A 17,181-nucleotide genomic window follows, 5' to 3' on the forward strand; every position below is an offset into this window, starting at 1 on the left:
TAAAACTCCCTTATCTATAAGTTGTGTGCTACTAGATTTAAAACCTCCATATATTGACAACTTATTAGCATAAGATGTTATTTCACCAAAATAAAATTCACCATCAGATGAATTTATATTCTTTTGACTAATAATTGATCCTGTAGCTCCTATTTTATAAATTGTCGTTTCATTAATTCCAGTTTGATCCTGAATTGTATTTAACATTAAAAAATATATCTCATTACCAACATTTATGAGCTTCTGGTTTTGATACCAATCCTCATTTAAAGTTCCTTGTTGAAATCTTTTTTCCCAAATAAAATCTCCGTTGCTATTTATTCTAATCAAAGCGGAATTAGTCGAAAGACTATCGACTGCAAGAACTAGAAAATCACTATTTGAACAAGCAATTATATTTATAAATTGAAAACAACCCTTAATGTTACTGTATCTTTTTTCCCAGATTATATCGCCATCTAAACCTGTTTTAGTAATAATCCCGTATTGGTTACCATTGAAACCAATACTATAAATTGCTTGACCTATCTTTTTAGAATTAATATAGGTGTTATTTTCAGTTTTTATATATTTTTTTAAAAATGACATACTTTTCTAATTAATTATTTAATAAATCAATGGGTAATATAACTTCAGTCATAACTGGATAATTGAGTACAACATCATCTCCTGGTAAAACATCTCTGTAGACCTTATATTTAAATTTCAAGCTAATGTTTTCAATAATATTTTTTGCAGAATTCATAATAATAGCTTGTGAGTGATCTTTAGAGAATAGAACCATATAAGAACTATTAACATTACCGTCTGCCATTACTTCAATAGTATCTTTTATAACCTCTTGTCTAAACTTAGGATTATTAAATGGTTCAGGATTTCTCACAATTAAAGCTATAATAGAACCAGTATTAGTATCCTTTATAACATTGACCTCTGTTGAAAAAGCTTCATTTAAAGGTTTCAAACCTAAAACACCCTCAAATACTCTATCAAATGGGTGTTGATAATCATTTGTTAAAGTTTCAATTATTTCTGGTGTAAATCCAGTCAAAGCCTGTTGATTTGTTATATTATTCCAATTCCAAATAGTAGTATAACTGGCATCAATTTCAGCTTGAGTAAATGGCTTTTCTAAATTGAAAATAGCATCTCTCTGTACCAAATTACCTTCAAATTCTCTTTCTAAGAAATAACTTTCAATTTGCTCTTTAAAGTCTTTGTAACGTGAAGTTTTAAAAACAAACTTATGAACTTCTCGGGTTTCATCAATAGCGGCTACTGTATCGAAATTACCATTATGATTTACATCAAACAAATTATTTACAATAGCTGTGTACAGCTTATTTGGTTTTAAATGCTTCGGAAATATAGTAACATATTCAGATGCTGGTTTAGTAATAATAACTTCCCCCATACAGTTTGGTGCTTCCATTAAGTTAAAATAATGGTCAATAGCAAATGGAACTTGAGGATTTTCCTCAGGATTCCATACTTCTTCAGTCTGCGGAATGTGTGTATATTCATTATCATTAGGATTATAATCGAGATATGGAGGATTAACAATTGAAATATCCTCTACTGGATCTTTAATCACAATTTTAAGTCTTCCTGCTAGACTATTATCGCTAGAAGGTGCATTTTTATAAGACTCCCATTTATGGAAAAAATGAGTAGCATACGCTTTACTAAAGAACAACTGAATTTGTGTGGTACTAGCAATTTGTCCGTTTATCATTGATACCTGGTCATCATAAAATAAAGGTTTAGCACTCAATAAATTACCATCAGCATTCGGATAAGATCGATTATAATCAATATATTGTTTCAATGTAGTTAACGGATACTTATCAGAATGAGCAACAACTTTTAAAGGTTTTTCAGGATTACTTCCCGGTATTTTTATATAGATTCCTGTAACAGCATCTCGTAAATATCCTGTGGTGTCCTCTAATATAAATCCGTTCGTATTGTTAATATATAAACTACCATTTTCATTTTCTAAACCATTATTACTTACTACAAAATAACTATTCCCATTGGTATTATCTTCTTTCAATAATCGATCTCCGTTTTTCAATTTAAGATCTCCATAAGTTGATTTATCATGTGTATGGAAATATCCAACAGGACCACCTGTACTAAATCCAAAGGTGTATGGATAAAATTGAATAGTACTGCCATTATCTACATTATCTTTCAAGATAAAATGTACGTAATAACTGGTATCTGGTCTCCATATAGGTTGAATATATTTTGTTATTCCATCTATTGCCGCTTGCGCATCTTCTGCAATAGCTTCTTGTGAAGGTATATTAATATTGTATTCATAATCTTCAACTGACATCCAACAAACTTGATGAATCATCGTAAATTCTTTTGGCGTACATTCACAAATACAATTACCAATCTCATTCAAATAATTAAGTATAGACTGAACCGCACTCCATGCTAGTGTATAATTTTGGATATCTTTTTTACTTAAAAACTGATTAATTAATTCCAATTCATAGTTAAGATATTCTATTAGATTATAGTTAGGATCAAATGCCGCTATAAGATTCTGAATCTCTCTGTAACATAACGAAACTGTTTCAAAATTTGACCCAGTAATAATTTGTGGGTCAATCAAACAACTTTCATAAATGTTCGAAATCTGTTGATAAAGTTGACAAACTTTAGGATCCTCTTCACCACATCCTTCTTCTTTACAATATTGTTTTATTTCAGAAGTGATTATTTCAGAATTTGAAGAATGCTCTTTTAATCCTAATTCGTAAGTTTCTTGTTTTGCATCAAATTTTATAATCCCTAATTCATTATTAATTAAACCAGAAATACTCAGCACATTGGTTAAACAGCTTTGTAAATGAGAATTAGTGTGAACAACTAGAGACCCTTCATTTTGATTAAAACAATTTAAAGTAATAGCATTACTTGCTCTATTAAATGTAAAATTCCTAATTCCGTTTGTTCCGCTATTTAAATGTATTTCTTTACTCCATATTACATTAAAATCAAAACTCATTTTATGTAAAATACCATTATAATCGTTATTCTGAAGAAAATAAAAACCTTCATTATTTAGCTCGATAGAAGAGTTATGATTTGAAGTTGAAGGAAATTGATAAGTGTTATAAACTCCTTCTTCATTAATTAATAGCGCAAAAATACCATCTTGTTTACTGTCATAACCTGATAGTAAATATGAACCATCATCCATAATTTTAATATCATGTATAGTAGTGTATCGCTTATCAATTTTTAAAGAAGAAATAATTTTTAAAGTGCTATCCAATTTTATAATAACACCAACAGAATCATTGTAATCACCTTCAATATACCTTCCTGCTACAACAAGACCTTCTTTATCTTCACAAATAGCATTAATAATAAATTCTTCTTTTTCAATTACCAGTAGAGTTCCTTTGATTAAAGTTCCAGATGAATCAACAACAGCCACGAATGGTTCTTTTTTAGTATCAATTTGGTTTCTATCTGAAAGGGTTAAATAAAACTGAAACTCCTTTTTTGATGGTGTAATATGTACAAATATATCTTCATCTTTCCATTCAATATGTTTAAACCATATAACTTTACCATCTTCAGGATTAAAACTTAATAAATAATGGTCTTTTCCTGTTGTGGCATAAACAATATACTGAAACTGATTTTCCTCTGATTTTTCAATTTGAATGATACGCTTGAAAATTAGTTTTTCATTCATATTCTCCAGAAGTTGATATTTTCTTTCCCAAATCAAAGTACCATCAGTAGCGATTTTACTAATTAATCCTTTTTGTTCAGTTGTACCTATTGAATAGATAAAGTTGGAATCTTTTTCAATAAACTCTTTTGAGTAATAATAATTTAATGCATCTTTCTTAGAATATCTATTAATAAATGATGATGAATTTCCATTATCACTTGCTCCACAAATCAATTGATTCAATTCTTGTTCTAATAATACAGTCGAAAGAATATCTCCATCAATGGCACCAATAGAAATCAAATTATTATCATTTTCAATAGTAGCAATTTGATCGTTAATTAATGCTATTTGTTGACTAATACTACTATCAAAAATAGGTTCAACTACAATTCGAGTAATTGGTCTCCAGTTTTCATGAATAGGTAGCCATTCTCCAATAGCGTTAGTGGTGTAATTATATTTTATTTCTTCGTTTAATGAGTTTCCAAATAAAACCATTTCATAAGGCTCATTTACATTTGAAGCATTTGGATTTGGATTTCCATAAACCACATTAAACATTATATCATTTTGAGGACTTTGTATAATAGAATAGAATTTTACTTTAACCCCATTACTATAATTACTCAATTTTAATCCAGTCATTATAGTGGGTTGAGGCAATAAAATTTCCAAGCCATTCCAATTATTGAAAGCTAAAGATTTAGGCACATTAAAAACGTTTGCCTCTTCAGTTATATAGGCAAAATCTTCATCTGGATTTGGTGTAATCAATTGAAAAGATACATCGTTTGAGAAAAGTGGTGTATTAACATCCCCACAATAATACTTGGCATTCAATGGTTTTTGCAAAAATTTAGCACACTTATGCTCTTTATGTTCTGCTTCACAAAACAAGGTAGAAGCATTTACACCATATTGTTCAGGTACATACCAACCTGGCTCTCCTTGCTCAGTATATGAAAATGGAGTTGTTGCTAATATTCGTACGGCATTATATATCCCATCTGTTTTTTGGAATTGCCCAACTTTCAGATTGGCAATACTAGGCTCATTAGGATATAACGCCTCATAAGGATGATAGCTTTCCCATATATTTTTTGTCTCATTCCAAAATTTAATTTCCAGATGGTCTATAGTATATTGATGTTTAACTTGTCGAATACTTCTTCCATTAATAGTACTTACAGGTGGAATCAAATCCACATAATTTGCTGGTGCATTATTAATACCTCCTATTAACTTTCTTACAGAATTGTTAGGATCTTGAGCGTTACCTGGTAATAAACCCTTTTGTGATTTTATATCAATATAAGTGTCCAGTGGGATAACATGATTTAATATTTTTCCATTTTCAAAATTTTCAGGAGTTCTTTCATTTAAAGGCACTTGATTATCATCAGGACGAGAGCTTAAATAACAAAGTGAAAAAGATTCATTTGTTAACATGTTAATACCTTCTACAATTTCATCTAAAACTACTATCTGAGCTTCTGTTAATGAATTAAGATTATCAAAACCTCCTAAGAATGGATTAATTGGAGTTCTATCCACATTTTTATTAAAATTCCAAACTACTTCAAGATTTCCACTGAATTTAAATAAAGTTATGCGCTTACCAAATATCTTAATACCAACCTTAACTCTAAAATAGAATTTACCATAGATCAAGAATGGTTTTGGTGCTTCAACACCAAACAAAATTCCTATTTCTAAGTTTAAAGTCACGAATAGAACTCTCACTCGAGCACTAACTCCGGCCATTAAATAAGCCCCCATTTGAGGTCTTTCAAAACTAATTTTACCACCTACTTCAATAAAAGCATGTGCTTGCACTTTAATGACACCGTAATTTCTATCAAAATTAAATTCACCACGAGCGCCTGCTTCAATACCTTTTGCCGATAGCATTACATAACTCTTAATAGTAAGTAATGTTAATATTCTAGCAGTAATTGGATTAACATTAGTACCAATATTTACATACCAAGGTTTCTGATTTTTAAAGAAGAAACCAGCCTGAACATCTGCATAAACCGTTAATATTTTTCCATTTCCAGGCAATTTATAATCAGCACCAAATCCAAATTCTAACGAGTTATCTCCAACTGCTACAAAAGCAAAAAATGGAGGATCTTTAGTATCATCAAGTCCTAAACGAGCAGCAAGTATATTTGCTCTTCCGTCTATCATAAATAAAGAAGGTATAGAAAATAAAGCCATTGCTTTTATACTAAAAGTATATCCATCATCAGCAGATGTCCCTAAAGTAGCCCCTGCACCCAAAGAAACAAGAGTATTGTAGTTTACACTCTTATCCGGCCCATTAAACTTCTGTACATTTATTCCTAATTTTGGAGCCTTATAGTATTCATACCAAGTATTATCTGATGTTAATCCTGGTACTGCTTGTTTCTCTGCAACATAACGATAACCTAATAATCCTCTAAAACCATAAATGGCAAATGAACCTAATGGAATAGGAACGGGAGGTTCTAACTCGCAATCAATTATAAATGCTGGATATTTTGGCATCAATTTAATATCTGCCTTTCCTGCTAAATTTACAGAAGGTATTTGCAGCGTTATTCCACCAGCATACTCTTTAGAAACCCCCGGTTCAGGAATAGTTACCCATCCATTAATTTTCGCCAAAGATCCTGAATTAGCAGGAATTACTAAATCTAAATATAAAGTCTGAATGTGTAAATAAGGATGGGGTTTATCATCTAAATCATCTACACAATAATAATATTTAACCCCATCTCCACGAACTTCAATTCCCAGTGGATCTATACTAACACCTCCGTCAAATCCGAAGTAATTAAACTTACGCATTACGCCATTAACCTCTTTTTGGTGTGAACCATAATGTATAGCCGAAACAGTAATTTCAACTGGACCAAGTGGTAAAACAATTGGATCTATAAGTTGTACTGAACCTCCTTTAAACTCAATAGAACCATCACTATAAATGCGTAATCTTTCAATTTCAATTGGACCTAAATTTAAAGTTTCTTTTAAAAATCCTTCAAATTGTAAGGTTCCTGAGGTACCAATATAAAAGTCATCGTCTTCTTTACCTAATTCTACACTTTTCATTCGATAGGTGAAAACGTTAGGAAACTCTATAGGGTATGGTGGTTGTGCTGAGGCTGTTAAATTAAAATCACCATCATCACTTAAATGTCCATCAATATTTATACGAACAGTTGTGTTTGGAGGTATTTGACTTCCATCAGGGTATGTGGCTCCATTTGGATAAACAAATTTTTTAATTTCCAATGCCCCTTTGATGTTGGATGAAATAACTTTGTTTTGTTTGAAAGTGATGTCAAATTTTTGGAAACCAACTAAAAAGCCATTATCGCCACCTACATTTGCCCACATAGTGCCATTTTCTGCAATAATAAAACTCGTTATGAAATTTCTAAATTCTTGCGAACCTCTAAATTCTCTGATAATACCAGAAGAAGATACTTCTAAAGGAAATTTAAAATTGTATAAACTTTTGTTGGTGAGCGAGTTTAGATAACTTAATAATTCTACTTCATTATTTATTTCAATTACTTCTTCATTGTTGGTTGAAGCATTATTCTTTAACCCTTTAATTGGGTATACAAATTCGAACTTATCACTAAAAAAATCTATAATTTGACCATCAGAAGGATTTTGTGTAGGTACAGCTTCTAAAGCAAAAGTACCCGAAACTCCACCTGTACCAATTAACAAATTATATCCTCCTATTCTTAAAGTTGAACCGTTGGTATTTGTAGCTGACTTAAACCATTTAGCTGGTAAAGTTACTGATAAGGCGTCTGCATAAACACCTCTAAAATCAACAGGCCGACCATCGGCATCTGCTTCTGGAATGTTAACTTTATCGCTTAAATCTAACTTTAGTTTTTCTAATTGAAGTAATAATCCCGTTTTTCCAATTTCGCTATAGGTAGGACGTAAATCCCCTACCAAATCCATTTTGTAACCTACACCTGCTTCTGTATCGGCATATAAAAGTATTTTACCAAAATAAAAACGAGTTAACACATTACTATTCTCTGGCTCACGCTCCCATATACCATTACCATCAGTATCTTGGTAAGGATATAAAATATTTCTTGGAAACTCAATGGCAGCTGAAACAGTAAGTGTGGCTCTAACTTTAGGAATTAAAATGTCTTTTATATAACTTTCAATATCTGTTGGGATAAAGGATCTAAAAAATACTTCTAACTTTTTCTTGGTTTCGTTTAAATCATTGTTTAATAAATATGCCCCAAACGCATATAAAGTGGCATATTTACCTGTATGGTCATTAATTGCCTGAACTACTTCTGTTAATTTTGAATCTTCATTTATGGTTAAATTCAAAGATTGAATTACAGGGTCGTTGTTATATTGTTTTAAATCATTAACAAACTGCTCTAATGCGAGTGTATCTTCATCAATAGGCACCGTAAATGTGTTAATAAACTTAGCCAGTGCTTGCTCTTCTGAGATATTAAGAATAATTAAACCTAATTCAAAAAACTCTTGAGGTGTGAACGAAAAATTATTCAAATCAAAACTGCGCAAATAGGCTAATATTTTCCACTGATATTCTACTGTAACAGGGAAAGCTGAAATATTAAAATCAGTAGTTTCGCTTTCATCAGGATTCAATACTAAACTTATGCCCGAACCAAACAATTCTATTGCCAGTTTATTAGATACTATGCTCAAGCTATAAAAAGCAGCATCACCTTTAGGGCTTTTTTTGTACTGTAAATCTTTATAGTGAATTTTACTAAATAAACTTTCAATAGCTTGTTTTAAAAAACCAAGTGACTCAGGAAAATCATCTAAAGTAACCACCGAAGATAAAGTAGGATAATATCTTTTAATTACTGGCTGTGGTGCTGATGGTGTTGGCATAATGCTTTTTTATTATTTCTTAGTTATAACGTATTTTTTTGTTTAAAAAAACATATTCAGTATATGATCCGTTTTTATTTTGTTTTTTCATTCTTGCTTCAATTTTATCTTTATATAAATAGAATGTCACATCATTTATATCTGTACTCTTTAGTATTGCTCTTTTATCAAAAGGAAAAACTTCAAATAATTTTTTATTTAATTTTTCTTCATTTTTTATTTGAAAATAAATTGTTTGATTTTTGCAATCAAGATTGTCAAAATGTAGTTTTAAATAAGGCTCATTATTGCTATCATATTCAATTTTATAATTTATATATTTAAAAGAGAAGCTTATAGATTCAGAAACTGTTATCATTTTCCCTAATTCATCAACAAACAAAAAGTCTTTATCCGAAAGTTTTAATGTTACTTTTGGTTCTGTAAAATAAAATTTTCCTTCTGGTGTAATTATGTCATAAAACCTTGCAATTGGGTCTGGAGTATATTTTCTAAAAAATAAGTTTATATTATTTCTACATTTTTTCTCATCAGTATTTTTTAAATATATTTCATATCCAACAGTTGAAGAATATTGATTAGTTTTTGCATAAATTATTTTTGTTAGTTCGGTTAAGGTTATATTATCATAATCAGAAATCAATAAATTTACTTTATACTTTTTTTCAATATCTTCAACATATTTTTTTATTTTATTTTCCGTATCGTCAGATATGTATCGATTTAAAAACTCTGCCATTGCTTGAGCTTCTGAAATATTTAATATCCATAATAAATTTTCATAAATTTCAAAATTGTTTGAAGGCTTGTAACTATTCAAATCAAAACTGGAATTATAAGCTTTAATTTTCCATTTTGATTCATGTTGAATACTCAAATTTCTGGATAATTTATCATCAGTACCATATTCTAGAAAAATGGCTGAATTACCAATTTCTATTTTTTTAGGTTGGTTTGTCCTTAATGAATAAATGTTTAAAGCAGCATCTTGATTGGGACTAACTTTAAAACTACCAAGTCTAAAAGGTGTTTTATTTGCAAAATCGATTAACCAAGTTTTAAGATTAGTCAATTCGCCAGGAAATTTACTTGAATCGTCAAAATGAATAGAGCTTTGAGAAAAGCATGTAGCGTTTACTAAGAAAAAAGCAACAATTAATTTTTTTCTTAATACTCCGAAAGCTCTATTTGATTTTTGATTATTCATATTTATTTCATTAATTCATTATTCTAACCTCAATTTTATTAACATATATGAAAATGGTAAGCATAATGCTTTTTTATTATTTATTATTGTCTTGTATTTATATAAGAATGCTTTTGGTATAGAATGATACAAATTACATTCTAAGGGTATTTTTTGTTTAGGAATCTGCTACTTCATAGCAATGATAACAAGCTATAGCTTCTCTGACTTTTTAACTATTTTTTCTATGCGTTTGTCTAAATCTTTCATGAGTTCTTCAAGGGCACTTTCGCACATAGGTAAAATTTTGCTAGGTTCTAAAACGGGAATTCCGCCGACCATTACCCCTGTTTTTTTAGATTGCTCACTCTCGTTAATGACCCATACTTTTTTGCCTGTTTTGTCATAAAGAGCAATGCGAGCATACACTCTCATTTTTACAGTAGCGGTGCCACCTATACCAAAACCTTTGATTAACGAAAAGTGAATGCGAGTCATCATTACACCATCGGCTTGTTCTTTAAAAATGGTTGCCATGCCTTCTTCGTTAGATTTACCAAGTAAACCTTCGTATATCTCTTTATAACCTGGGTAGTTTAACAAACTAAAAGCCGTTTCGTTTTCTTTTTCACCCACTTTTGGTTCAAAATCTTTGTAGGCTTGGTTGTTAATAACTTCTTCTTCTAGCAACAGCGCAAAAGGAAATTTTTTAGCATAACTATCAAAAAAAGCAGTATGGTATTTTTCTAAGATAGGTGCCAAATTAAAATTAGGATCGTTTTTTAAATCTAAAATTTTATCTGCCACAGCTTTAACACCATTGAGCCCTAAATCTGTTACATCAACGGTTTTGTCTGTAGAAAAAGATACTACGGCTACTTTTTTTTCTTCCTTGTTTTGTGCTTGCATTATTGCCGTTGCACATACTATTGCTAAAAATAATTTTATTTTTTTCATTTTTGTTGGGTTTAATTGTTTATTTTTTAATCTATTCTTTTGTTATAAATATTTTGCTTTAAAGTGTTCTTTTGAAAAAATCAATGATTTTGCTTTATAAACAGTTTATTCCCATTTTGCAAAGTAGATAGACATATTTGTTTCAATGAATCATAATCAAATAAACCTAAGGGATGTGGCTGGATTTGATTGCTAATTGATAATAATTGATTGTAAAATTCTTGTAATCTTTTTATTTCTGTAAAATCATTACCAAAATCCATATTCATATTATATAGATAAACTAGGCTTTCATTATGAGAATTTGTATCAAAAGGAATCCAATTAACTATTGAACTAAAATCAGCACTAAACATTCTTAACTCAAATATGATTTGATTGGAGTTGTTTTTTTCAATTAGTGTAGTTTCTAATTCACCCATATAATTTTCTGTATATAAATCTATTTGTATCATAATTATTTTGCTTTAAAATGTCCTTTTGTTAGTATTTCTTGTTCAGTTGGTGTTATAATAGGTGGTATCTTTTTTTGCCTATTTATCAAACCTTTCCAATTATCTGAACCTAAAAGGTTTGTTTTATCCTCAAACTTAAACCATGTTCCATCATTTAAATAAATCTCTTCAATTTTTTGAATTGATCCATTGGGGCTTCCACTCTTTTTCCTATTAATAACCCAAATCTGTCCATCATTAAAATAAGGAGACCCAGGTATTGGCTGATGGACTCGAGCGGAAATCTTAAATCCATTAGTATCTGTCCATACAAATCTAAATTGTAAATATCCATTTTTATTTAAGTCTGGTAAAATTTCTGCAATATGCGGAATTTCTACAGGACAAAACTTTCTAATAAAACAAAAATCTTGAAACTGATATACAGATGGTATCCATTCATCAGGTATGTTTTTTAATAAAAGTTTATCTGCTTCATTAAGGTTATTCCAGTTTCTAAAAGTTAATGGTTTTGCTTTTAACTCATTTATTAAATGTGGAGGTAAAATACCATAATGTTCACACCATTTTATCATTTCAGTTTGCCCCAGCTCAATAAAATGGTGTTTTGTAACTCCATTTTCTAAATGTATATAGGCATTATCATCTCCGTATTTTAACCATTTATTAATAAGCGAGGGGTCGTTTTCAAATTTAGTAAAATTAGGAGTGTCTATATCAATAAATATTTGTAAAAACTTTTTTCTTTTTGTAACTGCCACAATTTCTATAGTAGGTTTTGTTGCTGCGTTAGAAAAAAACTTTTGATAAGAACTTACTAAATCTGTGTTTTTTAATAAGGTTAATTCAATCCTTTCAGGAACTTTTAAAAATCTTAATGTATTCCAGTTATCTATTGCATTAATACTGTTTATATCTTGGAAAAAAGATTTACTTCTATTTTGAAAATCAAAATAAAAATCTGTTTTTTGAACATCAGTAAAATCGTCAAATTTTGTAATCAAAGGACTGTCTAAAGCCAATCCAAATTCTGTATGTAACTTGTTTCTAAAAGTTGCAAACATAACACTTGTATCAGCAATAGAATTTACTATAGTTTTTATAGCAGGATCTATCCTATAAGTAGTTCCAGCAGCTGTATGAGCATCAATTTCAAGGGATAATTTTTTACAATTTTTAATCACTTTAAAATTTGTAAATATAGAGGCTACTCCTGTACCAAGAGCTAAAAATCCAAAAACGGTTCTTTGAGTTTGATATTTTTCAAAATCGGCTTGATTATTAGTAGTACTCGCTAAAAAGGCATATTCAGCTGATATTATACCCGCTCCTAAAGAAGCAGTATTTAAAACATTTGTAGCTGTTTGCCATTTAATAATTACATTACCCGTTGTTATAGTTGCATCAGCAGCTCTACCAAAATTAGATAGTTTTCTCAAATATAGTAGTTGCCTTACTGATGAACCTCCTCCTGATACTGCAAAAAGAATTATTTCTATACCTACTTCTATAGCAAAGCTATATTTAGCATCTAAATCTTTTAATTTATCATAATCTTCTGCATAGTAAAACAAAAATGCAGGTATGATTGCTTTTTCGGGTATTTTTAAATCTAAATCAGAAGTATAATGACTTAATGAAATAGGTTGATAAATATGATATGTTAAATCGATTTTGCTTTCTCCTGCATCACCAGACCCAATGTAATTGGGAGGCAATTGAGGGTTATCAACTGAATAACTATAATATCCTGTGGTATAATGTGTGGTTTTAGTTATAGTTATTTTGTTATTTACAATTCCATCTTTTGCTTTATATACATTTCTATAATCTTTCCTTAATCTAAAACCATTATCAACATACATTTCTCCTTCAATTCTGGCAAATTCTAATGTTTTGTCTGTAACAGGTTCAAAATTACTATTTACAAAGTAGTGTAATCCTTGATTAAAAAAATAACAATTATCTTTAATTTGTGTTATTCCATTATTATCAGTATATTGTGGATAGTATTTAGAATATTTCCAAATTTTAGTTAGTGCGTTTATATATCTTTTTTTATTGTCTTTATAAATGCCTAAATCAGGCACTAATGGATATCTTTTAATACGATTATCATCTAATTTATCATATAGAATTTTAAATAATGATTCATTATGTGTAACCCCCATAGATGGAAGTAATAATTCATCTAAAAATCTATCTGCCTGTGGAGATGTTATTGATTTGATTAATTTTATTACAACAGATTCTCTTCGATAAGGCATTGTAGTTAACCAATAAGAATCATCCAACATCACGTTAGAAAATTCATGTAAAAACAATACCTTTTTTTCAACATCAATAACTTCTAATTCCTTTTCATTAAACATTGAAATTAACAAAAACATTTGTTCTGATTCTGAGGCTTGCATTATTTTTTCTCTTTGTAAATCAAACCATTGTTTATATCTAATCAGATAATTTCTATATTCTTTGTAATCGTCATTTCCATAAAAATAAAAATCCAAATCTATATCTTGTGAAAATAAAACGGTTTGATTATTAAATGCAGGTAATAAATTCCTATTAGTTAAAAGAGTATAAAAATCTGGATCATCATTTTTAAACTTTGTTAATATCTCTGCAATGTCAGCAACAATATTAATATCTATTTGCTCTCCGCCAGAAATTATTCTATTACCGTGTTTGTTTATAAAATTTTGATAATCATTACTAATGATTTGACAGTTAGTTTCTGAAGTAGAATTAGCATTTGAAGGAGCTATAACGCTAGAGTAATTGCTAAAATGATTTCCATTAAAACTCCATGAAAAAATACCTGTACAAAACTTATATGTATTCTGTGTTTGAACAATTTTTTCTCTAACTGGTAAATGTATAATATCACCAACTGCAGCTGGTATGAAAGCATTGTAAATGGCATCTTGTGGAATATCTTTTCTAAATGGTCCTTTTTTTTCTATTAAAGCTTTCTGTTCTAATTTATTATATTCAGATTCCATAACATAAATTGGATTGCCTAAATTAACTCCATCTTCTATGCTATCGCTTACACATATATATAATACTTTATTAAAAAACTTTTTAACTGTTCCATTATTGTTATAAATAATAACATTTGTATCACTAACGCTATTTTTTTTCACAACTTTACCTGATACTAAAACTACTGCTTCACCCATAACTATAAAATTAATGGTAGATTAAAGGATTCTTTATTAAAAAATATAATTTTCTCATTGTATGATAAACTTGTAAACACCACTCCATCTAAAGTATAAATAGTAATATCCTCAGACAAATTAAAATATGTTACTTCACCTATCGAATTTTCTGCAGTTATTGCTAAAACATATTTTTTGTATTCAATATTTTCTATTGATTTAAAAAAATCATCTTCACTTTCTAAAACATTTCTAAAATAAATTTTAGGGTTTATAAGATTATTAGTGTTTATCAAGTCTAAAATCTTTTGTTGTTCTTCTTCTGTAATACCCAAAACCAAAGAAGTAGGCAATGAACCATCAACAGTTTTTAAAACAATTCCATTTAAAGTTTCTCCTGTGTCTGTAAACGGTTTTATTTCTATATATTCATTACCCGGCAAGTTTGGCAAGGTTTGAAAATTACCAAAATATTGTTGGCTATACCCCGTTGCCGTTTTATCTGAAGATGATGTAGGAGAAAAATTAGAATGGCTACTTTGCTCGTTTTCTACAATGGCTAAGTAAGTAAACAAAGTAAGGTTTTCGGTTTCACTAACCGCTATGGTGTTTTGTGTTCGCTGTGTAAAAGCAATCACACGCTTTCTGTTTTTGTCTAGTTCTCCTTGATTAAACAAAAGAGGTTTATAGCTGTGTACATGGTAAATTTTATCAGCTTGTAAAAACGAAATAGCATTTATTAAATCAAAAACATCGTCCATGTATTTTGTGGTAAATAATATATCGTCTGGGGTATCAGGGTTACCATCATCAATTCCAGGCTTAGACAAGATTATGTTTTTACCAATATATACTAATTGTATAAAAGAAGCTATATTATGGTTATTAGCAATTGGAGAATGGAGTAAAACCGTTTTGGTAAAAGGTGTCTCTGGCACTCCTTCAACAGTAACAGGAATGAGGTCTTTTGCCTCCACAAAATTTTCTTGGTTGACAGAGCCTATTTGTGCCATATCTCCATACAAACTTACATTTGGGTTTTTATCTGTTGTAAATTGTAACGCAATAGTTTGTTTGGTACTACTTGCCTCAGGTGCTGCTGTAAAAACTTTTACAGGCCAACTATTGGTTTCAAATGTGGTTTCTGTTAAAGTGGTTTCACTTAAACCAATTTTTAAATTATTTGCATTGGTTTCGCTTACTACATATTTATTATAGAAATTATAGGATCGTTGCCTATTGCTTTGCACATAAATATAAATAGTGTTTTTAGTGGCAAATTTATCAATCAATGTAGCCACATCTTGTGGTGTTACTATGGGTTGAGTTTGTCCATGCCTAAATATTTTCCCACCATCATTTGCATGTAAACCATAGTATGCAGCAGGATCTAAAAATTGCGTGATGGTTTCACGTGCTAACTTTTTTTGATAGGCATTCGTAATCCCAGAAACATTAATTATATTAGAAGCCGCTCGAGCGAATTCCAAGTCAAATTTAAAAGGGTTTTGATCGTTAGCTACATAATAATCCCCGTAATTAAGCACAATATCTAAACCTATCGAACCTGTTTCAGTTGCCAAATGTGTACCTGCGGGAATTATAGGAAATTCAAAATTTTTAGTTGGGTCAACAAGGTTTTCTGCATCACCATCATAAGATTGCGATATTTTGTAAAAATAACTATCAATTAAATCTGTTTCAGCTTGTGTTGTGTTATCATCAGGATAACCAATGTATCTTGCTAAAAATTCTGGTATTGGTGGATGATTTTGATAGAAATTAGTAAACTCATTCTGAATATGGGTAATTAATCCATTGCCTGTTAATTTTACTTCCCCATTAGGTTCTATAAAATTAGATTTAGATAAACCTCTATATATAAAGTATTTTATTGAAATTCCATTTATAGGTTGTATGTATGGCTTTAAAATTAAATTCACTTTAGTATCGTCACCAGTCATCGGTTGGATAAAGATTTGACCTTTACAAATGCTAATAACTTTCTTATTAGTAACACTTACAATTGAAGTAGTTCTAAATTGGTTTTCATCTATAATACCAAAGCTTTGTGCAGCTGTTTGTGTAGCAAAAACCCCATCTTCTAGAAAGAAAAAAGACTTAGCATCTAATTTTGCAACCTTATTAGTTCCTTGATCGGAAGAAGTAGCTTGTTGCGTTTGTGTCGAATCTAATAATTCAGCCATAAATGATATAATTGAAATAATATTATTTTAGAAAAATATTTCTTTATCTGTAAGCTCTAAAACTACCGTTTGTTACTGAAATAGTAACGCCATTTTCATCTTCACCAGTAAAAGTAAACGTTCCTTTTACATAATCATCATTTAACTCTGTTATAACTAATGTTCCACTTGTTGCTGTGTAAGTAGCATCACCAACCCATAATTCTGCATTATGCAAGGTATCTAAATTTGTATCATTTGGTGTTTCATCTGTAATTGTATGACTTCCCACAGTTGGGGTAACAGGCATCCATAAAGAAATACGATTATAAACCGAACTTATTTCTTGCTCACCCATTATTAATTTTTGTAGCGATGTAATGGTTGCTGGTTCAAAATCATAGTTTACACCATTAACTGTATATTTTAAATAAAGTTCACTATCACTACTTCCAGAGGAATCATCTGACGAACAAGCAACAAAACTTAAAGAAAATAAAACTAAAAAAAGGAAAGATAATTTTTTCATGGTAGAATAATTTAATTGTTTATTTAACAAATGTAAGCTTGATAATTATTCCAATCAATACGTATTTTTACCCTATTT

The 17,181-nt window shown here is 29.7% G+C and carries 7 protein-coding genes; all 7 read right to left on the bottom strand.

Annotated elements, in window-relative coordinates; translation table 11 throughout:
• Window positions 1-598: 598 nt before the first annotated feature.
• Complete coding sequence (locus tag B2741_RS01145) at window positions 599-8,623, bottom strand: hypothetical protein (protein WP_291134653.1); 8,025 nt, start codon at window positions 8,621-8,623, stop codon at window positions 599-601.
• A 19-nt stretch (window positions 8,624-8,642) separates the two neighbouring features.
• On the bottom strand, window positions 8,643-9,830 hold the full coding sequence (locus B2741_RS01150) for a hypothetical protein (RefSeq protein ID WP_291134654.1): 1,188 nt from the start codon (window positions 9,828-9,830) through the stop codon (window positions 8,643-8,645).
• 192 nt (window positions 9,831-10,022) lie between these two features.
• Complete coding sequence (locus B2741_RS01155; RefSeq protein ID WP_291134656.1) at window positions 10,023-10,766, bottom strand: hypothetical protein; 744 nt, start codon at window positions 10,764-10,766, stop codon at window positions 10,023-10,025.
• Window positions 10,767-10,846: 80 nt separating this feature from the next.
• Entirely contained in the window at window positions 10,847-11,221 is a 375-nt protein-coding gene (locus tag B2741_RS01160) for a hypothetical protein (protein WP_291134658.1), read from the bottom strand.
• Window positions 11,222-11,223: 2 nt separating this feature from the next.
• On the bottom strand, window positions 11,224-14,406 hold the full coding sequence (locus B2741_RS01165) for a hypothetical protein (RefSeq protein ID WP_291134660.1): 3,183 nt from the start codon (window positions 14,404-14,406) through the stop codon (window positions 11,224-11,226).
• 2 nt (window positions 14,407-14,408) lie between these two features.
• Window positions 14,409-16,595 carry a hypothetical protein gene (locus tag B2741_RS01170; protein ID WP_291134662.1) on the bottom strand — a complete coding sequence of 729 codons (2,187 nt, stop codon included), beginning with the start codon at window positions 16,593-16,595 and terminating at the stop codon, window positions 14,409-14,411.
• A gap of 43 nt (window positions 16,596-16,638) precedes the next feature.
• A complete protein-coding gene (locus B2741_RS01175; RefSeq protein WP_291134663.1) occupies window positions 16,639-17,103 on the bottom strand; it encodes a hypothetical protein in 465 nt (154 codons plus the stop codon).
• Window positions 17,104-17,181: the final 78 nt, after the last annotated feature.

The sequence above is a fragment of the Flavobacterium sp. UBA7663 genome (assembly GCF_002483315.1).
Taxonomy (GTDB): domain Bacteria; phylum Bacteroidota; class Bacteroidia; order Flavobacteriales; family Flavobacteriaceae; genus Flavobacterium.

Coding starts and splice junctions, on each gene's coding strand:
- B2741_RS01175 (WP_291134663.1), bottom strand. CDS start 17,103: ATGAAAAAATTATCTTTCCTTTTTTTAGTTTTATTTTCTTTAAGTTTT.
- B2741_RS01170 (WP_291134662.1), bottom strand. CDS start 16,595: ATGGCTGAATTATTAGATTCGACACAAACGCAACAAGCTACTTCTTCC.
- B2741_RS01155 (WP_291134656.1), bottom strand. CDS start 10,766: ATGAAAAAAATAAAATTATTTTTAGCAATAGTATGTGCAACGGCAATA.
- B2741_RS01150 (WP_291134654.1), bottom strand. CDS start 9,830: ATGAATAATCAAAAATCAAATAGAGCTTTCGGAGTATTAAGAAAAAAA.
- B2741_RS01160 (WP_291134658.1), bottom strand. CDS start 11,221: ATGATACAAATAGATTTATATACAGAAAATTATATGGGTGAATTAGAA.
- B2741_RS01145 (WP_291134653.1), bottom strand. CDS start 8,623: ATGCCAACACCATCAGCACCACAGCCAGTAATTAAAAGATATTATCCT.
- B2741_RS01165 (WP_291134660.1), bottom strand. CDS start 14,406: ATGGGTGAAGCAGTAGTTTTAGTATCAGGTAAAGTTGTGAAAAAAAAT.